Source organism: Lactobacillus sp. UCMA15818 (assembly GCF_030400225.1).
Taxonomy (GTDB): Bacteria; Bacillota; Bacilli; order Lactobacillales; family Lactobacillaceae; genus Liquorilactobacillus.
Window position 1 is genome coordinate 66052 of sequence record NZ_VJYB01000004.1, and the last position, 25548, is coordinate 91599.

Genomic DNA, 25548 nt, shown 5'->3' on the forward strand with positions numbered 1-25548 from the left:
TGCCTAAAACTGCTGTTTTTACTTTTAAAAGAATCTGATATCAGGTGGTAAAAGTGGTGTGCTAACACAAATTACGAACATCGCATAGAATTTACTATGCGTAATTTGGAGTTAAGTAGTTATTTTTGACTTATGGGATACATTTATTCGGAATCAAAAAAAGACCAGATCAAAATTTTATTTTTGATCCCGCCTCTTCTTTTGAGTTTAAATATAGATAATTTACTAGAAAATGTATGACTGCTTAAACTTGCCTGATTTTCAATTATTACTGCCACTAATCGTTGTATCAATATTATTGAACATAGTGTTATAAATGAAACGTTTTGTAACTATTGCTTCAATCACTCTGTTCACTACCTAAGCCCATATTTTTTCATCTTACGATATAAAGTTGTCCGTGAGATACATAATTCAGCCGCTGTTTTACTAACATGATAATGATTCTGCTCCAACACCTGCTGTAATTTTTGTGCTTCCTCTGATTTGCTTTTAAGTGACAGACCATGCTTAGCAGTACCCAAAAAAGTATCTGCTGCTTTTCCTTGAATACCAGAGAATAGCATCCCCGCTTCTATCAGCTGCCTGATTTGTGTGTCCGTTGGCTGCTGTAATTCATAAAAAAGATACAGCCTTTCCAAAAAATTGTTAAACTCTCGGATATTTCCATCCCAAGAGTAGGTACAACTGATACTATACAGCTCGTCTTGCCAGCTTAGTTCCCATTTCTTTTTCTTACAAAAAGCCGCAATTAACTGTCTAATATCTTCCTTTCGCTCACGTAAAGGCGGAATCTGGACTGGACAGACGTAAATTCGGTAAAAGAGATCCTCGCGAAACTTCTTTTGCTGAACCAAAACCCGTAAATCACGGTTACTAGCAGTTACTAAACGAAAAGAAACTTTACGTGATTCCCCATTAATTGGTATGATTCTCTTCTCTTCAATAACACGCAATAAGGCAGTCTGCATTCTCATAGACATACTTTCAATTTCATCTAAAAACAATGTTCCACCATCTGCTTGTTCAATCTTTCCCTTCTGACCCTTAGCGTTAGAACCCGTAAATGCCCCCGGAGCATAACCAAAAAGCTCGCTTTCAAGCAAATCCTGATTTAAGGCTCCACAGTTAATAGCTACTAACGGGCCATCTTCAATGGCACTGTTATAATGGATTGTCCGCGCCAATACTTCTTTTCCCGTACCAGACTCACCAAAAAGATGAATTGGTAAATTACTGCCTGCGAATTTCAAAACACGTTTCAAAAACTGGCTATAGGCTTTGTTGGCAGTCGGTACACCGGGATAATAGGCCTTGTTTGACTGCGGTGATTTGGTAAAAATATGCATTTTATAACCAATTAGTCTGTTCTTAAAACATATCTTCTCACTTTTATAAATTGTTTTTGCATCAATATAATTATGAATATCACTTCCAAGTTCAAAGTGTTCACTATCTTTTTCAGGTATACTGACGAGTTTGAAATGCGTATCACATAAAAGCTCATTAGGCTGATGTAATACACAATATTGTAACAGCTCTTTGCGTCGTTCGAGTTCTTCACGAATCAAAATGTTTGATATCCGTTGCGTCAGTAGTGTCAGCAATAATAAAGCATCCTTGGCTGAATCATTGTGTAACGTTGAAATATCTAAAACACCTAGAACGTTGCCTTCTTCGTCTAGAATGGGGGATGCAGAGCAACTCCATTGTCTTGAAGCATAAGCATAATGTTCATCTGAAGTAACATGCTCATCTCGTTTAGTACGTATGGCAATTCCAATTGCATTCGTTCCAACATTGAGTTCTGTCCACATTGTTCCTTCTCTAAAATAGAACTCATTTGCATGTTCTTGGGCTTGCAAATTACCAGCACGCCATAAAATATTCCCCGTTTCGTCGGTCAAAATAAAGACTGGCTTCTCTAGGATAAAATTAACCTCAACCATTTTGATCTGTTCTCTGACCACTTCAATCAGTTTGCCGTATTGCTGCTGCTTATTAAACAACTCTGCCGCTGAAAGAATCTTTTGCGGCTTAATAAGATACGGATCAACCTCTGCTTGCAAGCAAGATTTCCATGATTCTGCAATCTTAGTATCTAATGTGTCGGCAGCCAATTGATTTCCCGTAATAAAATTTTCCCATAACTGTTGGTTCTGCATATGCTCACCCCTATTCAAAACAAAAAAGAATTCTCACCTACATTATATATGAAACCGCTTTTATTACTACTTTTTAGATTTTTATGATTAAGCTTATTTCCAGCGGTGGATCAGAAGTTTTACTGATAGGAAAATGTTGAGAGTGCAAAAACTATATGAGCCACAAGGAAAACGGGAGGCAAGTTTTACTGATAGGAAAATGTTGAGAGTGCAAAAACACTCGGATTGGTAAATCAATTAATCCATTAGTTTTACTGATAGGAAAATGTTGAGAGTGCAAAAACTTACCACTCAAAACATTGCTAGAGAGATGTGTTTTACTGATAGGAAAATGTTGAGAGTGCAAAAACGCTATCGTTTTAACATTTACAATATCCAACGTTTTACTGATAGGAAAATGTTGAGAGTGCAAAAACATATCAGGGAAAGAGATATTTTCTTTATAGGTTTTACTGATAGGAAAATGTTGAGAGTGCAAAAACAGTGGATTAAGTTCAGTCTTTGGGTTCATTGTTTTACTGATAGGAAAATGTTGAGAGTGCAAAAACCTCATTTCAATGGAGCTTGGAGGAATCGAAGTTTTACTGATAGGAAAATGTTGAGAGTGCAAAAACAGCGGGTAAACCTGTAAGGCTATTGATATTGTTTTACTGATAGGAAAATGTTGAGAGTGCAAAAACCATCCTAGATTTGAACTAACTAGCTGTGATGTTTTACTGATAGGAAAATGTTGAGAGTGCAAAAACCTCCCTCATTGGAATATGTCTTGATAAGATGTTTTACTGATAGGAAAATGTTGAGAGTGCAAAAACTGACGGCTCTTCAATTCTACACTTCACAATGTTTTACTGATAGGAAAATGTTGAGAGTGCAAAAACTGATTTTTAGGAGCCTTAAGTTCTGATTGAGTTTTACTGATAGGAAAATGTTGAGAGTGCAAAAACCTCAAATTGAAAATTATTACTTTTTTGTCTTACAAAACTGTATCTTCTATTCCTAAAAATTCGTCAATTTTCAAGAATCAAGATAGGCACGTTCTGCATTTGTAAGCTCTTTGAGGTTATAAGTAAGACCAGACACCTCGAATCCCAAAATTTCATTTAGCACCTTTAACAATACAATATCTTGATAAGATTTTCCAGTTATAATACAATTCTTACCAATATATGCCGCAATCTCGTAAAAATTTTGACAAAGTTGATTATCAGTTATATCTATATTCCCAGGATAGTGACTTTCTATGCTATTTCTAAAACTATCAAAATCAGGCATCTGACACAATTCATCTGCCAAAATAATCGTATTGGAAATATCATCCGGTCGATAATTTATCCTTAATGGTATCTGACTAATTATAAATATGTGAATTAGCCTTGTTTCTTCTGCCAACCGTATCAATCCATCTATCAATACTTGAATTTTTTCAACTGTTAAGAAGCTTGCCAAGTTAACTAAAGTAATCCAAGTTTCCTTAGGCGTATTTTCTAAGTTTTTCTCTAACAAGGCTAAGTACTCATCTACAAACTCATTGGCATCCATCATTTCTAGCGGAAAATTATGACTTCCGGATGCATAAGATAAAAATATATTATTCTTCAATAACTCTGTGTATGTCAAACTGGATAAATTTGAAGAAATATTATTCGATACTTTTTCGAGATGTTGATTAAATATGGACTCAATTTTCAATAAATGGTTTTCAATTTTCTGAAGTTCAATATTTATATCCATATTTTCAGCTAGAGTCGCCAGATACTCTGTCATTAAACTATTTTTCTCAAAACTTACTTCTTCGAAGAGTGAAGAACCGTCTTTTAAGAAATGAATATTAATAGAACCTGCTTTCAGAAGTTGATTGTTTCGATAAATTTCAATTCCATTTTCACCATAGACTAGTTCTTCCAAATCTGTCAAAGCTTTTTTATTTGCAAATCTTTTCAAACTTCTAACAAAATCTTGGGCCATCTTCTGATTCTGACCATAAAAGAACAATATGTCAGCTTCATCAAACTCAATAAATTTATTATCTTCAATCTCTACTTTCATATAATTACCATCTTATTATTGCCAACTGCTACTTCTTGCGGAGCTTTTTCCCCGGTTAAAAAGCAGCGATCATTAAATTGCTTCTCAGAAACATACATTAATTCAACTAATCCATTATAAGGAGTGACCTTTTTTAGTTGATCTTCATATTTTTTAAGTTGACTTCTATTAGGTAGCGTACGTACATAAACAGATTCTTGAAGCATCACAAAGCCTAACTCAATTAACCGCTTACGAAATACTCGATAGCGTCTCAACTCTACTTTTGATACCATTGGTAAATCAAAAAAACAAATTAATCGCAATTTATTGTACACCTCTCATTCCCTCCAATGTTATTACCAATAATTCTTTGTTCTTTCCTTGCATCATCTTAATAAACGAATTAACATAATCCAACATAACTAAATCAATCGTTGTTTTTCTTCCCTTATGAATATAGGGCTGATTCAAAAAATTAATTAGCTCACATCGTATTTCCCAACTAAGATATTTCGGGTAATTAGGTAGAATTTTGTCTAAAATATACCAATCCATCAAAGGTCTAAATGGTTCCATTAAATCATCTACTAAATTAAACGAATTAAATTCATTACGATGAAAAACACCTAGAGTTGGAATCAACCCTAAGCTTGATACCAACCTCGCCATATAAGCTCTAATTATTGTATAGCCATAATTCATTGCACCATTTTCTAAACAATCTCTTTCACGAGTAAAATCTTTACCATATAGACTATTAAAATAAACTTTAGCAGCGTGACCTTCACGATTAGTGATATCTGCAAACTGAATGTTCTCAATTAATTCCTGCATTTTATCAACTCTATCTGTATCAACCTCGTATGCACTCAGAACAGTTCTCTGATTAATCAGCTTTTGTTCGATTATTTTTGTCCATGCTTTTTTTCGTAATTCACTGCTCCATGCCACTTGTTCCAAATTTCTTTTTGCAGTTCTGTGATATTGTCCAAAACCCATGTAGATTCCACAAGGAACATACTTATTATCGCAAACAATCACAGCTATATTATACTGTGCAAACTTTGATAATAATCTAGTCGTCAATGTTAAAATCTTACCTTCCAACGTGACAGTAGCAATATCAGAGAGTGGTACAATATATTTTTGCCCAGCCTTTTCAATTTGTAAATTATCTAACTTCAGACGAAGATAATCTCCATCCTTCACCATTATGTTTCTCCAAGTCATTTTAACTCCTTTCTTGTTTCTTATAATTTAAGTAAAAAAAAACTGCCAAAAAGGCAGTAATTTCGGCATAAAGCCTTATCTTTGCAGATTCTCAATCATTTTCCTATCAATAAAACAATTGAATATGCACTCCGTCGAGTACAGCAGTTCGTCAACTGCAAGTCAATTCTAACATAATAAATAAACTTTTACAATTGTTACAAAATATTTTTTCTCTATAAATTTAACTTCGGCTTATCTGACTCTTTTGTAACGTAATATAAATTTCCAAGAACATCTGTATTTACTTTATAGAGTTTATATTCCGCTCTAGCCATTTTTTTAACGAATTGGCCACTTGGAGCCATTTGACCATAGAAGCCAACTTCTTCCTTACTATCAAATTTAGCCTTATGAATTGGTTTCAATTCAACATATCCCTCATTACTTGTTGTTCTAGAGGCAAATAATAATTCGATTGATTCCCCTTTTTCATCAACAACCCTTACTCGATTATTTCGATACAAACTAAATCTAAATTCACTATTTTTACCGATTGGTTTCCACGCTGTTTCACCATCTTCGCTTACACTATTCTTTAATTTCTCATATGCATCATCAGTAATCCCATAAGTACCATTTGTGAATTTTAGATCTGAATATTTTAACCCCAGTAACTCATATTGCTGAGTTTCTGAATTAAAATAGACATCTGTTCTCCACGGCTTTAGGCTTTGCAAAACAACATTATTTTTCGCATTTTTAGGCGTAATATCAATATGACTTCCAATCTTTGAATCATAATATCTTATACTTACTACTTTAGGTCCATCATTATGCTTAGCATATTTTGTGATAAAACCATTCTCACGACGATAAAGCTCAAACGGTGAAACTGTAACTCTCTTGACTTTTCCATCCACTTGCGTAACTTCTTCTGAATCAGGATAAGAATTGAGTACATCAACTAATTTTTCCCATGTCTTCGGATCGTTTTTCTGCATTAAAAACTTGATATCACCGTTTTTACTCATCTTGTCGTATAACTTCTTAAAACTTGTAAAACTAGCAATATCATAAATATTCTTAATTGTACCTAAAATATATCTCTCTTGTTTTTTTTCCATTTTGCCACGTTTATTTATTTCTTTTTCTTTAATTCGAGTACCATAAATTGTCTGATTTGCAACTGTACGATTAGCTTTTTTGTCAACATGATGACTGAATTTTACAGGATTCTCTGGATTAGTAATATCATTTGCTAACTCCACTTGTTTAAAGAGTGGAAAATCATAAAGTTCATCAATAAGCTCTTCAAATTTTCCATTTTGAATGACTGCTATTTTCTCTAATAACTTAGCTTCCTGTGCGATTTTGATTGCTTCTTTATCTTGCAGAATTTCTCCTGTTTCCCTATCAATATCAATTAACTTTACAGCCTTATCAAATACCTTTAATAATGGAAAACTAGCAATAATACTAGCATCAATCGCATGATGATGATATGTGTCACGCGTTTTCTTCAATCCACCTACTCCGTTCCATTTCTTACGCATCTGTGATGTCCATTTACCACGTACTACTTTAACTTTTGTTGGTAGGTTGTTTGATTTAAAAAATGAATAAAGTTCATCAAGTACAATCCGTGAAGCATATCGTGTATCGTTAAGATTACGCTGGATGAAGCCGCGCTGTGTACTAATATCATTAAGATCTGCGTCATTCAATAGATTATCAATTTTATTTTTTGCATAATTCTTATTTGCTCTTACCCTAGCAATATACTCAGTTTTATTTTGTCCGAAGCCACCGCCATTATTTAACCAACCGAGTGGTGTTTGTTTCCCTTTTGCCTGGTTGCACTGACTATGTACCAAAGCTTTATTGTTTTGAGAATCATCAAAACTAACCGAGATTGGTACAACATGATCAACTTCAAAACTATCATTATTGTTGATTAATTGGACAGCCTCAATTTTCTTGCCACAATAAGGGCAAACTGTGTCCTGTTGATACCAGTATCGTACTTTCTGTGATAGTCCCCTGATTTTATGATACTGTGCAACTAATGCACTATCTGATATCGTCATCTGTTGTTTAACTAATGCATCAGCAGCTTCTTTTTCTACTTCATTTTGCTTCTGCCTTTTGACAATACCCTTTTTGATATCTGCCTCGTTATCTTCACGTGGTAGTTCAATAACGACATCCTTAATATTATTGCGACCTATTTGCTTAGTAATTGCGTTAAAAACATTAACAGCTTCACGAGTAGCTTTAGCAACTACAGGGTTATATATATCTTCTGTAATTCTTCGCGCAGGGATATTCTTGAGGCCTTTATATTTTTCATTATTGGGCTTTACCAGTCCCAAACGTGTCAAAATAGTCATCTGTTCTTCAGATGTATTCAATAATTCTGGTATAAGTAAATTAAGTGTTTTATAGGAAAAACTATGCCATGTTGCCCGACCATCTACTAGAAATTCCTTATTTTTGTTGATAATAATTTCTTTTATCTCATTAGGGATGTTCACCACATTACTTTTTTCTAATTGCTTGCGAATTTCAGCTTTTTCAGTATTAAGTGTCAAAACATCAGCGACCCTGTTAACTAAATTAATATCCAAATCATTTGCTTCTATATTAACCTTAGCAAGTTCTTTACGAAATTTTCGATAACCAGAGAGTGTATGCATAATTGGCTTTTCAGCTTTTTCAATTCGAAACCCTTTAATATCATCTTTTTTGCAACCTATGATTTTACAAATTTGAGTTATTCCAAACAAACCATTTGTAATTTTAGCTGTTTCAAGGATTTCTTTTTTTGTTTGAGTTGTCAGCTTCCCATCTTCTGTATTTGGTACTGTTAAATTATTCAGATCATTAAGCATATTATATATCTGCGCAGTTACACTTGATGCTGATGCTCTTTTTTCTCCGTTGGTCTTATCTGTTCCTATAAGCTCATCAAAAAGATTATCTAGTGTTCTCCCATCTTTTTTATAAATTCCATAATCTGTACGGGATTTTTCATTTCCAGGTCCAACAAAATAATCTCTCTTACGGGTAATAAATGTCATAAACTTTGCAATAAAATCATCAGTAATTTCTGGATAAAATTCTCTTTGCTTTGTCAAAATTTGTGTAGCTTCTTTGACATATGCCGATGAAGGAAAGACATTTAGTAAAGTTACATTTTCATCTTTTTTTACCTGTCCACGGACTTTACCGAATTCATTTAATCTTTCCAGTTGTATTTGACCAATTGTTTCTTTAGTTAACAATTGGCGATTAATATTGATTGAAGCCTTATAATCAGTCACACCACTTGTTCCATCATCTTCCAAATCACCTAAATCATAAGAAATCCCCCGATGTTTGACAATATGATAAAGTGCAATAACAAGTTCCTGCTTTGTTAGCCTTTCGGACAAGCCTTTAACGCGGGTTTTATAAGGGACTTCAGTATTATTTACTGAAATTTCATAATGTGTGTGTCCACTTCTATCTACTACTTTGGTATCTACAAAATTTTTTTCTCCCAAAAAGTTCATTACATCTGCTAATCTATTTTTTCGTCGTCTAATCAGCCGTCTTGTCCCCCTAAAGCTACGTCGTTCTTGATTAGCTGCTGCATTCCCTGATGAAAATATACGACTACCTAAATCAACAATTTCTTTTTTTTCAGCATCAACAATCGACCATCCTACAGATGCAATACCTATATCCAATCCCACACTATACTTTGCCACAGTTTATCCCTCCACCACATTTTTAATATATTTTATCATATTTTGTTGAAATAATGATTATTAATTTAAATAATTAAAAATAAATTTTCTCAATTTTTATTCTTAATTATTTTCAATAACTTTATAGGTATAAAATAATTATGGGAGTGTGCCATAAGTGAAGTGCCTTACAAAACTTGGACGTGTAAATCAAGTTTTGGAGGTGCTTTTTTGCCATGAGTAATTCGAAGTTAGACGGAGAATTTTGACTTATGAAACACGTTTATACGGAATAAGTAGAGGAACTGAATCAAAATTTAACTTTTGACCCAGCCCCAATAAAGTGCAGATGAAAAAATATGCGAACCTTTTTAACAATTTCTCCTGCATCTCAATACCATTATTTTTGCGCATAATTATAAAAAAAGCGCTATACTTAACTTGTTTATGATTCCAATAAATTGCATAACCTGTGACGGAGGTGAATTAATTATGAAAAATAATGAATCTACTAAAGTGAATGATGCTGCTAAGGAAAGTCTAGCAGCTTTGATGACCAATTATCAAACAACGACTCAGGGATTAACACAAACTGATGCTGATAAGCGACTTAAAAAGTATGGTGAGAATACCATTCAAACAGCCAAGAAGCGTTCAGAGATATTAGTTTTTGTTGCGAATTTTACATCAATGATGGCTATTCTTCTTTGGATTTCAGGTATTATTGCAACTTTTGCAGGAATGCTCGAGTTGGGAATCGCCATCTGGGCAGTTAACATTATTAATGGGTGCTTTTCATATTGGCAACAACATGCAGCTCAAAAAGCAACTGATTCTTTAAAAAAAATGCTGCCTTCTTATGTAAAAGTTACCCGAAATGGAAGCATCAAACAGATTCGAGAAGAGGAATTAGTCCCAGGAGATTTGTTTGCACTTCAAGCCGGTGACGCTATTCCGGCAGATGCCAGAATATTTAATTGTTCGAACCTGCAAATAGATGAATCCTCATTAACTGGAGAATCACTGCCCGTAGATAAGGGAGACCAGTACCAACATGGTGATGGTAAATTTGCTCAAAATAATATCGTTTTTGCCGGTACAACAGTGACAAGTGGAACCGCCAGTGGGATTGTTTTTGCAACAGGTATGACAACCGAATTTGGGAGGATTGCTCAACTCACACAAAACCAGAAAAAGGTTATATATCCACTGCAGCGAGAACTGAACCAACTAACCAGACAACTGACAGTGATTGCAGTTTTAATTGGCATCGCTTTCTTTTTGCTAGCAATCTTCTTTGTTCATTCCCCGATTGCATCTTCATTTATTTTTGCACTTGGCATGATTGTGGCCTTTATTCCAGAAGGATTACTACCAACCGTTACGCTATCACTTGCTCAAGGAACACAGAGAATGGCGAAACATCATGCGCTGTTAAAAGACTTGAATAGTGTTGAAACTCTTGGTGAAACAACCGTTATTTGCTCCGATAAAACAGGAACTCTCACTCAAAATCAAATGACGGTTAACCACGTCTGGTTGATTTCCAAACAATATGAAGTAAGTGGAACTGGCTATTTTACGAATGGTAATGTGACATTGGCAGGAAAAAATATCGATCTTGCGGAAGAAACTGATTTAAAAAGACTCCTTCAAATTGCAACACTTGATAATGATACGGAAGTAACAGAAGGAAAGGTAAACGAGAAGTCTAAGATTTTAGGAACACCTACAGAAGCTGCACTAATAATCTTGACCAGAAAAGTTGGAATTAATGGTCAGTATGAAAGTCAAAAATCTCCACGTTTAAAAGAATTACCTTTTGATTCGAATCGAAAATTAATGTCAGTAATTGCAAAAACACAGGCAGAAAATCCAATAATATATACCAAAGGAGCATTAGGCAGTGAACTCCAAATTTGTGATCAAATTCTTGATGCTGGGCAGATTCGAACAATTACTGAAGAAGATCGGCAAAAAATACATGAAGTCGATGAAAAATATTCTCGTGCAGGATTACGCTCACTCGCCTTTTCTTTTCGCAAAGTAACTAGTCAAGATCCCCTTGCAGGTCAGAAAATTGATAGCTATACTATCAAAAATGTCGAAACACATATGGTCTTCGTTGGCTTAGTAACGATGTCTGATCCACCGCGTCCAGAAATTTTTGATGCTGTTAAAAAATGCCATCGTGCCAGTATTCGAATCATTATGGTAACAGGTGATAGCCCCATCACTGCTAAAAGTATTGCAACAAAGATCGGCATTACATCAGATAAAGCTCGAATTATTACGGGAAGTGAGTTGGATCAACTATCTGATGACGACCTTCAAAAGGCAGTTAAAGATGAAGTTATTTTTGCTAGAGTTGCACCTGAACATAAGTTTAGAATTGTATCCATGTGTCAAAAAAATGGAGAAATTGTCGCTTCAACGGGTGACGGTGTCAATGATGCTCCAGCTTTGAAGAGGGCTGATATCGGAATTGCGATGGGAGTAACAGGAACAGACGTTGCAAAAGATGCAGCGGATATGATTTTAACAGATGACAACTTTGCTTCAATTGTGAGTGCAATTGAGGAAGGACGGACGGTTTACAACAATCTGCAAAAATTCCTATTATATATTCTTAACAGCAATGTACCTGAGGCGGCACCTTCTATTGTATTTTTACTAACCAGAGGGTTGGTACCTCTGCCCCTAACGGTTATGCAAATCTTAACGGTTGACTTGGGAACTGATCTTTTACCAGCATTAGGCCTTGGAACCGAAAAAAGCGAACCGGGGATTATGGATCTCCCACCGCGGCCCAAAGATAGTCATTTACTTAATAAATCGATTGTCATAAAAGCCTTTGCATTATATGGATTAGTTGCTTCAGTTATTTCTACCTGTGCTTATTTCTTCGTCAACTATATTCATGGGTGGCCGTCTATTGCTCTCATTTCTTCTGGAACAGGGTATGCTGAAGCAACTACAATGACTTTAGGTGCCATTATTTTCTGCCAAATTGCAGCAGCAATGAACTGTCGAACACAAATTTCATCCGTCTTTTCGGTTGGCCTTTTCAGTAACCGGCGAATTTGGCTGGGAATTATTGCTGAGATTGTGTTATTTGCAGTGCTGATGTACACCCCATTTCTACAAGAAGTCTTCAACACCAAGCCGTTAGACCTTGTCGAATGGTTTTTCTTATTCTGCATTCCACTTCCATTATTCTTACTTGAAGAATTGCGAAAATTCTTTGTTCGAAAAATTAACAATCGCAATTAATTTTAAGAAAATTCTATCTCATAGGTTTTTAACTTGAAGATAGTGTTATTAGAGTGCTGGGTCAAAAGTTAAATCATGACTCATCACTCTTTTTGTTTGAAAGCATACCATAATTTTTCATTAATGTTATTTTTTAGTATGATTTTAATTCTGATACTTGTCACTAATTATTAAATAATAACTTTTATCAGGAATGAATTGGAACAAAAACTAATGCAAAATTAAAATTCGTTTGCTATACTGAATTCAAATAATAAATGGGGCGTTTGTGATGTCATTAGTTCAACTAATTTTTACTCTTCTAGGTTTAATGTGTATCTTTGCTATTATTTTTTTTGTGCTTTTATTTCAAATGATTAAAATGCGAAAAAGCTTACATAAAAAAATAGTAATCTTTAAAAGAAAAACGGAACAATATAAAAAAATACATAATATTAACATAAGTGGTACGTCAACTACCACCTATCACCCTGCAAAGTCTTTACGAAAAATACTGATTTTGAACATGATTCCAACGCTTGTCTTTTTAGCTGTAATTATCCTTAAAGCCCCTCTTTACATAATAATAATATTTTTTGTCCTTTTCATCAACGCTGCACTATTACTGCCCGTATACTATTTATTTTTAAAAAAGCATGATACTAATTTTTTTCTAAAAAATAATTTTAAAACAAATAATTTCCTTATAGATAGTGAAAAAGCTGAGTTGATTTTGGAATTTGATCAAGGAATTGCACTATTGAATAAAAAAATCACGTATAACACACTGTATGCCTTTGAGCTTTTAAACCTTTCTATGATTTGTGACACAGTAGTACAATTTATTTTAATGAACAATTATTAGCGCTAGTAGTGATTATTAAAATAAACCCTATCTCTCCTCCAACAAACCTTTCCAATAAAAAAACCGAAGCAAAAGTTGCCTCGGTAAAAAATTAATTTGAATATTCAATAATATAAATTTTTTTATTCTAAGTCTTCTCCATTCGAAAAAATAACTTTTTTATACCAATAAAAAGAATCCTTTTTAATTCGTTCCAATGACCCATTCCCATCATCATTCTGATCAACATAAATAAATCCATATCGCTTGGACATTTCTGAAGTTGAAAAACTAATAAGGTCAATTGGTCCCCACATCGTATAGCCCATAAGTTGAACACCATCCTTGATGGCCTGCTTCATTTGCTCAATATGCTTTCTCAAATAATCAATTCGATAATTATCATGGACTGCATCAGCTTCAAGCTTATCTAAAGCGCCGAGGCCATTTTCAACGACAAATAATGGCTTTCGATAACGATCCCACATCTCATTCAAAGTAATCCGCAAGCCAACAGGATCAATCTGCCAGCCCCAGTCAGACTCTTCAAGGTACTTGTTACGGCCGCCTGTTGCCATATTACCATTGACTTCCTCCCCTGTATCAGCACTGGTGACCGTTGTCATATAATAACTGATGCTCACAAAATCAACTGGTGATTCCGCCAGAACTTCCTGATCATCTGTAGACATTTTAATCTGAATTCCATTTTCGGAAAAATATCTGTTCATGAACTCCGGATACTCACCACGTGCTTGCACATCAGTAAAAAATAAGTTTTTCTGATCTTCTAATTGTGCTGCACGAACATCTTCTGGTTTACATGTCGCCGCATATGTCTGCATTCTGGCTAGCATACAACCCATTTTTGCTTCTGGATCAATTTCATGTAGTTGTTTAGTCGCTATAGCACTGGCTACTAACTGATGGTGAAGCGCTTGGTAACGAATGTTCTCTTGTTCTTGTTTCTTTAAATGACTATCCACGACACCAGTTTCATGAAAACCCCAAGTTCCCGTATTAATCTCGTTAAAAGTCAGCCAATAACGAACACGCCCACGATAACGTTTAAAAACAGTTTCAGTATAATGGGTAAAATCCGCAATCGTTTTACGATCCAGCCAACCGTTTTGTCTTTGTGTAAGTGCGAGTGGCATTTCATAATGCGAAAGTGTAATTAATGGTTCGATATCATATTTTTCCAGCTCATCTAAAACACGGTCATAAAACGCTAACCCTTTTTCATTTACCTGCTGTTCATTGCCCTTCGGAAAAATACGTGCCCATGCAATTGAAAAACGAAATACTTTAAAACCCATTTCTGCAAAAAGTTTGATGTCTTCTTTATAGTGGTGATAGAAATCAATTCCACGTCGCTTAGGATAATTGATTGTTGTCGTATCATTGATGGCTTCTTTAATTGATTCAGCATCAACTATATTCATCGACATTTTTTTTCGATCATTCGCTTTTCTTACAACTTCTGCCGTTGTTAAGCCCTTTCCGTCAATATTCCAAGCCCCTTCGATCTGATTAGCAGCAGTCGCACCACCCCACAAAAAATTTTGGGGAAATTCTTTTGGAAAATCTGCTTTATACATTTATATATCTCCTTTTGTCAAAAAAATTTATTTTGTCAGCTGCAGTGTTAGGACCGTATTTTGATCTGCTTCTGTATCTTTAGTAGTCTCCACTTCATACTGTTTAGTATTCGTGATAATCATCATAACGGTATTATCATATCCACTTGCCTTAATCTTTTCAGAATCAAACAAGATCAATTCTTCTCCTTGATCGACATGCTGCCCTTGCTTAACTTTCGTTTCAAAATATTTTCCATTTAATTTTACAGTATCTATTCCAATATGGATCAATATTTCCGCGCCTTGATCTGAAATAATTCCAATTGCATGTCCAGTTGGATAAACTGCACTAATTGTTCCACTGGCAGGTGAAGTAACCTTATCATTTGTTGGAACAATTGCAATACCCTTACCCATAGCTTCTGATGCAAAGACTTCATCTTTAACGCTTGTTAATGGAATAATCGTACCGTTTACAGGTGCAGACAATTCATCTAAATTTTGGTCACTCTCTTGTATGTCTGCTTTGCCCATTCCAAATAAATATGTTAGAACTGCACCCAGAACAAATGATACTGCAATTCCAATCAAGGAACCAACAAATCCTTTACCAACATAGGTTGGAATAGCCAATAAACTAGGAAGTGTGAAGGAGCTGGCCCTAACCTGAAAACCACCAATTATTGCTCCACCGATGCCACCAGCAATAACTGCACAGATAAATGGACGTTTCAGCTTTAAGGTCAAACCATAAATAATTGGTTCGGTAATTCCGAAGATCCCAGTGATGACCCCTGAACCAGCTAATGCTTTTTGTTTTTTGTTCTTTGTTTTCAAAAAAATTCCTAGTGCTGCACCTGCCTGAGAAATAACGGCAGCACATAAAATCGGCAGCAGCGGGTCGTAACCCATTTTGCTAAGATTGTTCATCATCACAGGGACAAAGGTCCAATGTACTCCAAAAATAACAAATACTTGCCAGAAAGCACCCATGATTGCACCCGCTAAAGCTGGTGCAAAATTATAAACTGATGAAACTAGCGATGATAAAATATTCCCCACAGATGACCCAAGTGGTCCAACGACAATCATCGTTAGTGGAACCATAATTACCAATGAAAATAGCGGTGTGAAGATGTTCCTGACTGCTTCAGGAAAAATTTTATTTAATACCGGTTCGATAAATGACAAAACCCAAACAGCCAAAAGAATCGGAATAACTGATGATGTATATGTGGTTGGAACAACCGGAATACCGATAAAATGAAGAGTCTGTGCTTTAGTAGCAGTTGCAACAAGTGTCGGATACACTAATGCAGATGCAAGAGCAACCGCTACAAATTGATTGACATTTAATCGCTTAGATGCTGTGAATGCAAGAAAAATTGGTAAAAAGGTGAATAATGCATCACCAGCAGCATATAGGATCTCGTAAGTTCCACTTGTGGTATTCATCCAATTCAACGCCACAAACAGCGCAAGCAGTCCCTTTAAGATTCCGGCTCCTGCCAAAGCACCCAAGAATGGCGTAAAAGTCCCTGAAATAAATGCTATAAAACGGTTAACAATATTTTTTTCTTTCTCTTGCGGTTGAGCACTCTGTTCTTCATTTTCCAAACCGGTTTGTTTGGCTAAAGCATTGAAGACATTTGCCACAGCATTCCCAACAACAATTTGATATTGACCTGCGGATCGGACAACTGTGATTACACCATCTAAATCCTCAATTTTTTGTGTATCTGCCTTTGCTTCGTCTTTCAACTTAAATCTAAGCCGCGTTGCGCAATGCCACGCTGTATTGATATTATCTTTTCCTCCGATATCTTTCACAATATCTGATGCTAATTTTTCGTAATCCATACTATCTCACCCCTAAAGTTATTTTTAAAACAAAAACCCAAGTCAATATCAGACTCAGACTAAAAAGGTCTGGATTTCATATTGACTTGGGTTTTGCCTAATTTAATAGTTACAATCCCGCTTATTCGTTTTTCTTATTAAGATCATCTAAGATACGCTGTACATGTATTGTTAAATAAATTTGCTCATTTATTGAAAGATCAATCTGTAGCTGCCCGCTGATAAAAGTTGTTACTTTGTTGGTACATTCAAATGATGTTGGATACTTTTTAACCAAATGCTGAAACAAAAAATCATCATCACTTCCAGAATCATTAATTTTCTTTTGCAAAATACGTTCAGCCAAAAACCTCAGATGAACTAAAAAGCGACGATAGCTCATCGTATCCGGATCAAGCTTGATCTGTAATTGATACTGGACAATTTGAACGATATCTCCTATCAGCTTAGTCATTTTAACCGTATCACCACTTTGGAGATGATCAACACTGCTATCAAGCAATTTCATTGCAATGAATCCGGCTTCATCTTCCGGCAGCTTTATTCCTATTTGCTGATTGACAGTTTCAAGTGCCACACTAGCAACTTGATATTCATTAGGATAATAATTTTTTATTTCCCATAAAATCTCATTATGAATCTGAATACCTCGCTTGTATCTAGTAACTGCAAAATCAAGATGATCTGTTAGCGATATTAATAAATAATCATTGAATTTTGCGTGGAGCATTTCACTTGCTTGCTGAATTATTCGAGCAGATAACTCAAGATATTCTGGTGAAATATTTTGAATCAAATCATGAAATAACGTGAACCATTTATCATCAGTTGGCGCAAAAACCTGACTCACTTTATTTTTTTCAACAAGCATTCCCGGTTTCTGCTTAAACCCTATTCCACGACCAACTAGCACTACTTCCTGATCACCTTGATTTGCTAAAAGAACATTGTTATTAAAAACCTGTTTGACCTTCATAGATTCTCCCCAGATTTCTTAGATAATGATGTAAAAAAACCTGCACACAAACCGTGATGTAAACTATTACTAGCCTATACATCCAATTTGCGACAGGTTTTGCCCGCTTATGATAGCGGTAACAATCCTTCGACAACTAAAATCTTACTACTTTTTAAATACTTTTGCAAGTGCTTTATTTAACTTTCTGACCCGACTCCTGCCAACTCACTATCAAATCGACCTGCAGCTTCTTGCCAGTTCACAATGTGCCAGAATGCTTCAACGTATTTCGGTCTACGATTTTGATATTTTAAATAATACGCATGTTCCCAAACGTCCAACCCCAAGATAGGTGTTAATCCATCAGAAATCGGAGAATCTTGATTCGCTGTTGTCATAATTCTTAATTTTCCAGCATCATCCTTCACAAGCCATGTCCAACCTGAACCAAAAACACTTAAGGAAATTTCAGTAAACTGCTTCTTAAATTTTTCAAGACTACCGAATTCACTATCAATTGCATCACGCAAAGATCCTTCTGGCCTAGCATCAAAATGTGGCGAAAGAAGTTTCCAAAAAAGCGAATGATTGGCATGTCCGCCACCACTATTACGTACAGCCTTCTTAATATCCTTAGGTACCTTGTCTATTTGCCCCATCAACTCTTCTATTGGAAGTTCAGACAATTTAGGATGATCTTTCAAAGCTGCATTCAAATTATTAATATAGGTTTGATGATGCATATCATGATGTAATCGCATTGTTTGCTCATCAATATAAGGTTCTAATGCACTATAATCATACGGTAAATTTGGAAGTATATACGCCATGGTATTGATCTCCTTTCGTTTGTAAGGGCTTTATTCTTATTTAATTTTAACCTACTGAAGTATAAAAATCCAAGAAGATGCTTATGCTTTTTATATATTTGGATATTATTTTTATGTGGCTTTTAAAGCATATTATTCAGCATATAACTCTCCTAAATTTTTATCTTAGTATTTTTTATACTAAACATGATTCCAGCACTTATACTAGCTAGAATTTTACTTTCATTATACTATCTACATTTGTAGAAAAAACGCAGAAACCATTTCTTTCAAATATAATCTTAAAAGTTAAAAAAGTGCTGTTAACAAATAATTTTCTCCAATTATTTAATTAAGCCAAAATGGCTAAAATGTTCCCTGAGATACCTAAGAGTTAAACTAATTGGGTTCCTTATTAATTGCCATGGATCTCCACTAGCCATTAACTCACCACCAGCTAATCCACCCTTAGGCCCTAAATCAATCATATAGTCGGCATTAGCCATTAAATCGAGATCATGTGTGATAATAATAACTGTGGCACCTTTTTCTTTCAATTTATTAATCACACCAAGCAATGTCTGGACATCATTTGGATGTAGTCCTACAGATGGTTCATCAAAAACAAAGAGCGTTTTATTTTGTTTTTTATTCAGATGATTAACTAATTTTAGGCGTTGCGCCTCACCACCAGACAAACTAGGTGTGCTTTCACCCAAATGCAAATAATCCAAACCAATATCACTGAGTAATCTGAGCTGTTTTTCAATTTTAGGAACATCTTGAAAGACCTCCAAAGCATCTTTAACCGATAAATTAAGTAAGTCAACAATATTATAATCATGCCAATATATTTTTTGAATATCATCCTTATAGCGTGCGCCATGGCAATAAGGACAAACTTCTTCCATATCCGGTAAATATTGAATATCCAACGTAATTGTGCCCACACCTCCACAATGCTCACATGCACCTTGTTTATTATTATATGAAAAATAGGAAAGACCATATTTTTTAGCTTTAGCCACTGGTAAATCAGCAAATATCCGCCTCAAATTATCCATAATTGTTGTGTAAGTTGCTAGACTTGATCGTGAATTTTTACCGACAGGTTTGGCATCAACACTCACAACATCAGTAAAAATAGTTGTGAGTGTTTTAACTTGCTTAGGTAATGGAACTTTGTGATTTAAAGCTTTTATAGCAGGTACTAAGCTGTCTAAGATTAAACTTGTTTTACCAGCACCAGAGAATCCAGTTACAGCCGTTATTTGATTACCCGGAATAGTGACTGAAATATTTTGCAAATTAAAATATTTTTCAACCGATACATGCGTTGTCAAAGCAGTTGCGTGTTTTGTTGTTGCAACTTTGTCATGCATAATGTTGGCTTTGCCTGAAATATACGGGCCAATTAATGATTGTGGTTGATTAATTAAGTCTTGTGGTTTACCGACCGCAATGATATTACCCCCTGTATCACCAGATCCAGGACCAACTTCAATTACCCAATCAGCAGCTTCAATGACAGCAACTTCATGATCGACCACAACGAGTGAGTTTCCTTGAGCAATTAATGCTCTAAAAACATTAATCAACCCCTTAACATTATCTGGATGTAACCCAATAGAGGGCTCGTCCAATACATACAAAACACCAGTTGTCTCAGTTCGTATTGTTTTAGCAAGCTGTAACCGCTGTAATTCTCCAGTTGATAATGTATTACCATTTCGAGATAGTGCCAAGTAATCCAATCCTAATTCTAACAACGGTTGTAATGTGTTTGTTAGACTTTTAAATAGAACTGTGGCCATTGCTTGCATCTCATGGGGTAATCCAACTTTAGTTCGCTTTTCCCAAACCGATAGTTTTCCAAGTGAAAGACTTGAAACCTCGGCAATATTTGAATCACCAACCATTTGAGTTAACAAATCTGGATTTAACCTAGTCCCATGACAATTCGGGCAGACTGAGAAATGGAAAAATTGATTCACTTTGTTAATAGCACGGTCACTTTTAACTGTTTTGAGTGAATCATAAACTGCTTCGTAGGCATTTTCATATAATGTCTTGTCAGTATGGAAAACACGACCTGTTGAGGTACGAAAATCAACTGGATACTGTTTTTTCTCACCATGTAAAACGATATCTTTTTCATGCTCTGTCAGATTTTTATAAGGTACATCAGTGCGAACACCCAGCGTTGCAGCTACAGTTGGCATAAAGTTACGACCTGGCAAATGCCAAGAAGCCACAACGCCTTCTTCAAGGGTTAAATCCTTATTACCAATCAATTTACTCTCATCGAGTTCGCGCACTCTCCCAGTACCATGGCATTCGGGACAAGCACCACCAGAATTGAAGGCAAAATCTTCAGCCGATTTTGCCATGAACTCTACCCCACAGGTTGGACAAGCGATAATACCCATACGACTTTCTGGTCCTCCTGGTAAATCCATTGATTGAGCAATCTTTAAGCTGGGTTGAATTCGGTGCCCATTGGGACATACAGTTGATCCTAAACGTGAAAATATCAGTCTAACGACATTAAATAGTTCACTCATTGAGCCCACCGTTGAACGTTCTGATGGTACATTTGGACGTTGACGCAATGCAATTGCCGATGGAATATGCTTTACTTCTTGTACCTGAGAGCGTTTATTTTGATTAATTCGACGTCTTGTATATGTCGACAAGGCTTCCAGGTATCGGCGGGAACCTTCAGCATATAAAATTCCCATAGCCAAAGAACTCTTGCCTGATCCTGAAGGGCCTGAAATTGCTACAAACTTATTCAATGGAATATTTATATTAATATTTTTTAAATTATGTACATTTCCACCCCGAACTTCAATTTGTTGAATCTTATTTTTTTGTTTTGTCATGTATTTACCTTCTTAGTAAAGTAAGCTCTTTTGTTTATAAAAGTTATTTTTCTGCCCTCTTGTCAGCAATTGACACAATACTATTTTTGCTCTAACTGTGAAGATAATCATAGTATTCTTTCACCTTTTCCCTTAACTTTGCTCCTCTAATTCCAATTGTTCCAGAGAGTATAAATGGATTCATATAATTCATCCCAACATAGTCAGCTAGTGCATGATACGGATATAGCAATTCGTCATAGGTATATTTTGTTTCCTTTCCAACTCCATAGCTAGTGGAACCAAAAGTTGCTGCAATTAATAATTCCTTCCCCGCTAATGCATTCCCATGACTCCCATATGCCCAACCATGTTCTAACACTTGATCCTCCCATTTTTTTAGTAATGCTGGTGAACTATACCAGTAAATTGGAAATTGGAAAACTATCCTATCACTTTGATTTAAATGTTTTTGTTCCTCCCTAATATTTATTCTTTCATCTGGATATAATGCGTAGATATCTCGAACAACGATGTCTCCACCGGTGCCTGATTTCAATGCATAATTAACTTTTGAAGATTTAATATCAGGATGAAATAAGAATACTGTTGTTTTTATTTTCTGATTCAACTTATTTTTCACGTATTACACCATACTTTATTCAATCTTTTTGTAAGATAAAACATTGCATCAATATCATTACATTGAAAATACAAAATTATTTATTTGATTAAATTCATCGATTAGTTGCCTTATACATAAAATCATTCTAAACTGTATATTAACGTTACAGTCAATAAAAATAATAACTACTTTTAACCTGGGTTCTTCTTTCCAATACGAATAAATATGTTTCATAAGTCAAAAATTTTTATTATCGATGTTGCTTATGCCAAGCTTTAATTTGCAATAAACGTTCCTTAAAACGCTTTTCATTTCCTTCGGTTGTCGGAAGATAATATTCATGACCAGCTACTGAAAGTGGCATAGTTTTCATAGTGGTTAGTTTATCTTTAGCATAATGTGCTAGTTTATAATCTTTACCATAACCCAAGTCCTTCATTAGCTTGGTTGGTGCATTACGTATTTGCAGAGGAACAGGGTCATTTGCAGTTTCTTTAACATCTTTGGCCGCTGCTAATCTTGCTTTATAAATAGCATTAGATTTAGGTGCTAACGATAAATAAGTTACTGCTTCAACTAGATGCACATCACACTCTGGCATACCAATAAACTGGCAGGCTTGAAATACATTAATGGTGAGATTAAGCGCATTAGTATCGGCTAATCCAATATCCTCACTAGCAAAACGTACTAATCTCCTAGCAATATAGATAGGGTCCTCTCCCCCCTCTAACATTCGTGATAACCAATAAATTGCTGCATCAACATCACTATTACGCATCGATTTATGCAAAGCAGAGATAATATTATAATGCTCTTCACCGTTCTTATCATAAAGAACAAATTTTTTATTTATTAACTGGCTAAGATTCTCAATAGTTATTGTGATAACGTTCCCACTTTTTTCGCCATTAAGAACAGCCATTTCTAAAGTATTTAGAGCCCTCCTAGCATCACCATCGGCAAAATTTGCGATAGCCTTGATCTCATCATCACCAATATGAATTATTTGTTTTGCAAAACCATCAGGGTTGCTAAGTGTACGCTTAAGTAATCTAATAATATCGGATTGCTTAAGCGCTTTTAGTACAAAAACTTTGCAACGTGATAGTAATGCTGAATTAATTTCAAATGATGGATTTTCAGTTGTAGCTCCAATTAAGATAATACTTCCACGTTCTACGTATGGCAAAAAAACATCTTGCTGTGCTTTGTTAAAGCGGTGGATTTCATCGACAAAAACAATAGTTTTTTGCCCAATTTCACGATCAGTTTCTGCTTGCTTCATGATTTTTTTGATCTTACTAATGCTACTATCCACCGCACTAAAACTTAAAAAGGTTGATTGTGTTTGCTTGGCAATTATTTCAGCCAGTGTTGTCTTTCCAACTCCAGGTGGCCCCCAAAAAATCATTGAGGAAACTTGATCACTCTCAATAATTTCCCGTAAAATCTTGCCAGTACCTAGTAAATGTTGTTGCCCAACAAATTGATCTAAACTTTCTGGACGAACACGGTTAGCTAAAGGTGTATTTTCCGGTTGACTAGAAAATAGTGATTCCTGTTTCATAGGTCTACACCGCCTTTCTTTTAATAATGCACCAATTGCGTGCTATAATTCATTGTGTCCTATAACGTTACGTTACAGTCAACAGGAGGAACACTTTATGTTAAAGATAAGTGAAATGGCTAAACTAGCCAACACAACTCGCCGTACATTAATATTTTACGATCAAGAAAATATCTTTAAACCCATAGATAGATCTCCAGCAGGTTATCGCTACTATGATTATAGCCAATTATATGATTTGATGTTCATATTAGGGTTGCGCGGTTTAGATATCCCCTTGGATGAGATAAGAAAAATAGGAACTAAGTCTCAGGATGTTCCTAATGAACAATTGATAAGCACTCAAAATCAAATTGATAATAAAATCAATGAGCTAGTTAAAATTCGAGAAATCATCAATAAAAAAATTGGTAATCAATCTGTTGTTGACAAAGATATGCTTTATCAACCTTCAATTCAGCGGAGGCAAAAAAAGATTTTTTGGTGTTCACAGAGATCTGTTAGCTGCACCGAGGAAGAAGTTGCACAATTATTTGCTGCATTTTATAAACAGCTTGATTCATTAGCTGTTATGGATACAACTAAATCCGGCTTTTTAACCAACTTGACAGTCGATAAACCAAATGGTTACGCTGAAGCCTCCTTTCGCGTAATTAAAGAGGTTATTAACGGTGAACATAAGGTTCCTGTTCCGACAATTGAAAAAAATGCGGGTAGGTATGTTTGCACACTCGTTGAGAACAATGTGGTTGGTATTGATCAAGGTTTAACTGAGTTGAAAATTTTTTGCAAAAAAAATAAAATAGTGACCGAAGATTACCTTTGGCAAATTAATGCAGGTAATAATCTTATTGAGACAGGATCTTCTAAATATGGTTGGCTTGAATTTGCAGTTCTCAATAAACAAGACTGAATAATTCTGCACTTACAATCATTATTGTAAAACCAATACAGAAAGCTATACCATAAGTCGGGAAAATTTGAGTATTAACTCGAAATTACGAACATAGCGAGTACTTTGCTATGAGTAATTCGAAGTTAGATGGAGAGTTTTGACTTATGAAACACGTTTATACGGAATAAATAGAGGAACTGAATCAAAATTTAACTTTTGACCCCTCTCTTAAACACAAATCATCAATTAAAAATAAAAGGGAGTAAAATTATGAGTTTAGAAAGTGAGATTTTCACTAATTTAAAACCAGATTATCGAAAACTAATTATGTTTGGTTTTAAAAAAACAACCAATAGTTTAGTTTTCATCCAAACAATTCCAGATACTGATCTTGTAATAAAAGTAGAAATTAAGGATAACCAACGATTAGTAGGACAAGTTATTGATACAAATTTTAATGAAGAGTATATAAATTTTCGTTCCTCAAATTTAATAGGAAGTTTTGCAGCTAGTATTAAGGATAAATATCAAACATTGCTACACAAAATTGCAGATGACTGTTTTATCTTTGATTTGGTAGTTACTGGTCAAGAATGGATAGTCCCAGCCAATCCTAGATACTTCGATATTGATCAGGCATTTAAATTAAACCAAACAATTAGTTGGAAACAATCTACTCATATCAGAATTGGTGATATTGTTTATTTGTATGTAGCAGCACCTGTATCAGCTCTAAAATACAAATGTTTAGTAACAGCTATTAATCAACCTTATTATTATCAGGATCAAAACCTAAAAATAGATCATGTTATGCAACTACGTCGTATTGAAAGTTTGAATACCAGAAAATATAGTTTTAACAATCTAAAGAAGTATGGTATTAAAGCAATTCGTGGTCCAAGACGTGCTACAAAAGCTTTGACCAATGAATTAGCCCAAAACAGTAAACCCGTTAACTAGTAATTAAAATCGTGTAACCTAGACACTTTTTTACCATCTAAATAGTTTTTCCTGCGTTGAATATTGGAACCCCAGTGACATCCATATTTTTTTAATATCATGAATTTCAATTTAATCCGAGCGCTCAGAATATATTCCTCTTTGAGTAGTTGCTTTAATTGCTTCGATATCTTCTATACAGCTTGATTAGTT

The 25548-nt window shown here is 34.9% G+C and carries 16 protein-coding genes and 1 CRISPR repeat array; of the genes, 4 read left to right on the forward strand and 12 right to left on the reverse strand.

Going from position 1 to position 25548, the window contains the following annotated elements; all coding sequences use genetic code 11:
* Positions 1 to 356: 356 nt before the first annotated feature.
* The 5 genes from FFX44_RS06735 to cas9 form a co-directional block, all read right to left on the reverse strand.
* Positions 357 to 2165 carry a sigma-54-dependent Fis family transcriptional regulator gene (locus FFX44_RS06735; RefSeq protein ID WP_289979147.1) on the reverse strand — a complete coding sequence of 603 codons (1809 nt, stop codon included), beginning with the start codon at positions 2163 to 2165 and terminating at the stop codon, positions 357 to 359.
* Between the two features lie 116 nt (positions 2166 to 2281).
* Positions 2282 to 3109: direct repeats of the CRISPR family, unit length 36 nt; unit sequence GTTTTACTGATAGGAAAATGTTGAGAGTGCAAAAAC.
* A 70-nt stretch (positions 3110 to 3179) separates the two neighbouring features.
* Entirely contained in the window at positions 3180 to 4211 is a 1032-nt protein-coding gene (csn2-St, locus tag FFX44_RS06740; RefSeq protein WP_289979148.1) for a CRISPR-associated protein Csn2-St, read from the reverse strand.
* Positions 4208 to 4528 (reverse strand): CRISPR-associated endonuclease Cas2, encoded by a 321-nt coding sequence (gene cas2, locus FFX44_RS06745; RefSeq protein ID WP_289979150.1) that lies wholly within the window; start codon positions 4526 to 4528, stop codon positions 4208 to 4210. Before cas2 ends, csn2-St begins: the two co-directional genes overlap by 4 nt.
* Entirely contained in the window at positions 4518 to 5405 is an 888-nt protein-coding gene (gene cas1, locus FFX44_RS06750; protein ID WP_289979152.1) for a type II CRISPR-associated endonuclease Cas1, read from the reverse strand. The genes cas2 and cas1 overlap by 11 nt, the downstream gene beginning before the upstream one ends.
* 233 nt (positions 5406 to 5638) lie before the next feature.
* Positions 5639 to 9157 carry a type II CRISPR RNA-guided endonuclease Cas9 gene (gene cas9 / locus FFX44_RS06755; protein WP_289979153.1) on the reverse strand — a complete coding sequence of 1173 codons (3519 nt, stop codon included), beginning with the start codon at positions 9155 to 9157 and terminating at the stop codon, positions 5639 to 5641.
* Positions 9158 to 9628: 471 nt separating this feature from the next.
* Here cas9 and FFX44_RS06760 point away from each other — a divergent pair, with 471 nt between their 5' ends.
* On the forward strand, positions 9629 to 12409 hold the full coding sequence (locus FFX44_RS06760; protein ID WP_289979154.1) for a cation-transporting P-type ATPase: 2781 nt from the start codon (positions 9629 to 9631) through the stop codon (positions 12407 to 12409).
* A gap of 271 nt (positions 12410 to 12680) precedes the next feature.
* Positions 12681 to 13253 (forward strand): hypothetical protein, encoded by a 573-nt coding sequence (locus FFX44_RS06765; RefSeq protein WP_289979158.1) that lies wholly within the window; start codon positions 12681 to 12683, stop codon positions 13251 to 13253.
* 122 nt (positions 13254 to 13375) lie between these two features.
* Here FFX44_RS06765 and FFX44_RS06770 read toward each other — a convergent pair whose 3' ends face one another.
* The 7 genes from FFX44_RS06770 to FFX44_RS06800 all read right to left on the reverse strand — a co-directional run bounded on the left by FFX44_RS06770 (position 13376) and on the right by FFX44_RS06800 (position 23501).
* Positions 13376 to 14833 (reverse strand): glycoside hydrolase family 1 protein, encoded by a 1458-nt coding sequence (locus tag FFX44_RS06770; protein ID WP_289979160.1) that lies wholly within the window; start codon positions 14831 to 14833, stop codon positions 13376 to 13378.
* 27 nt (positions 14834 to 14860) lie between these two features.
* Positions 14861 to 16675, reverse strand: a complete 1815-nt coding sequence (locus tag FFX44_RS06775; protein ID WP_289979163.1) for a beta-glucoside-specific PTS transporter subunit IIABC — start codon at positions 16673 to 16675, stop codon at positions 14861 to 14863.
* 121 nt (positions 16676 to 16796) lie between these two features.
* Positions 16797 to 17651 carry a BglG family transcription antiterminator LicT gene (gene licT, locus FFX44_RS06780; protein WP_289979165.1) on the reverse strand — a complete coding sequence of 285 codons (855 nt, stop codon included), beginning with the start codon at positions 17649 to 17651 and terminating at the stop codon, positions 16797 to 16799.
* Between the two features lie 179 nt (positions 17652 to 17830).
* A complete protein-coding gene (locus tag FFX44_RS06785; protein ID WP_289979167.1) occupies positions 17831 to 18463 on the reverse strand; it encodes a superoxide dismutase in 633 nt (210 codons plus the stop codon).
* A 323-nt stretch (positions 18464 to 18786) separates the two neighbouring features.
* On the reverse strand, positions 18787 to 21327 hold the full coding sequence (locus FFX44_RS06790) for an AAA family ATPase (RefSeq protein WP_289979169.1): 2541 nt from the start codon (positions 21325 to 21327) through the stop codon (positions 18787 to 18789).
* A gap of 91 nt (positions 21328 to 21418) precedes the next feature.
* Positions 21419 to 21949, reverse strand: a complete 531-nt coding sequence (locus tag FFX44_RS06795; protein ID WP_289979170.1) for an NAD(P)H-dependent oxidoreductase — start codon at positions 21947 to 21949, stop codon at positions 21419 to 21421.
* Positions 21950 to 22181: 232 nt separating this feature from the next.
* On the reverse strand, positions 22182 to 23501 hold the full coding sequence (locus tag FFX44_RS06800; RefSeq protein ID WP_289979171.1) for a replication-associated recombination protein A: 1320 nt from the start codon (positions 23499 to 23501) through the stop codon (positions 22182 to 22184).
* Positions 23502 to 23598: 97 nt separating this feature from the next.
* On the opposite strand from FFX44_RS06800, the gene FFX44_RS06805 reads away from it, so the two are divergent.
* Both FFX44_RS06805 and FFX44_RS06810 read left to right on the forward strand, forming a co-directional pair.
* Complete coding sequence (locus FFX44_RS06805; RefSeq protein ID WP_289979173.1) at positions 23599 to 24414, forward strand: MerR family transcriptional regulator; 816 nt, start codon at positions 23599 to 23601, stop codon at positions 24412 to 24414.
* A gap of 252 nt (positions 24415 to 24666) precedes the next feature.
* On the forward strand, positions 24667 to 25356 hold the full coding sequence (locus FFX44_RS06810; protein ID WP_289979175.1) for an MmcQ protein: 690 nt from the start codon (positions 24667 to 24669) through the stop codon (positions 25354 to 25356).
* Positions 25357 to 25548 lie beyond the last annotated feature (192 nt).

Bases quoted from the DNA above. Each gene is read 5' to 3' on its own strand.
- cas1 (WP_289979152.1), bottom strand. From the start codon at position 5,405: ATGGTGAAGGATGGAGATTATCTTCGTCTGAAGTTAGATAATTTACAA.
- FFX44_RS06770 (WP_289979160.1), bottom strand. From the start codon at position 14,833: ATGTATAAAGCAGATTTTCCAAAAGAATTTCCCCAAAATTTTTTGTGG.
- FFX44_RS06805 (WP_289979173.1), top strand. From the start codon at position 23,599: ATGTTAAAGATAAGTGAAATGGCTAAACTAGCCAACACAACTCGCCGT.
- FFX44_RS06810 (WP_289979175.1), top strand. From the start codon at position 24,667: ATGAGTTTAGAAAGTGAGATTTTCACTAATTTAAAACCAGATTATCGA.
- licT (WP_289979165.1), bottom strand. From the start codon at position 17,651: ATGAAGGTCAAACAGGTTTTTAATAACAATGTTCTTTTAGCAAATCAA.
- FFX44_RS06800 (WP_289979171.1), bottom strand. From the start codon at position 23,501: ATGAAACAGGAATCACTATTTTCTAGTCAACCGGAAAATACACCTTTA.
- FFX44_RS06785 (WP_289979167.1), bottom strand. From the start codon at position 18,463: ATGGCGTATATACTTCCAAATTTACCGTATGATTATAGTGCATTAGAA.
- csn2-St (WP_289979148.1), bottom strand. From the start codon at position 4,211: ATGAAAGTAGAGATTGAAGATAATAAATTTATTGAGTTTGATGAAGCT.
- FFX44_RS06790 (WP_289979169.1), bottom strand. From the start codon at position 21,327: ATGACAAAACAAAAAAATAAGATTCAACAAATTGAAGTTCGGGGTGGA.
- FFX44_RS06760 (WP_289979154.1), top strand. From the start codon at position 9,629: ATGAAAAATAATGAATCTACTAAAGTGAATGATGCTGCTAAGGAAAGT.
- FFX44_RS06765 (WP_289979158.1), top strand. From the start codon at position 12,681: ATGTCATTAGTTCAACTAATTTTTACTCTTCTAGGTTTAATGTGTATC.
- FFX44_RS06735 (WP_289979147.1), bottom strand. From the start codon at position 2,165: ATGCAGAACCAACAGTTATGGGAAAATTTTATTACGGGAAATCAATTG.
- FFX44_RS06775 (WP_289979163.1), bottom strand. From the start codon at position 16,675: ATGGATTACGAAAAATTAGCATCAGATATTGTGAAAGATATCGGAGGA.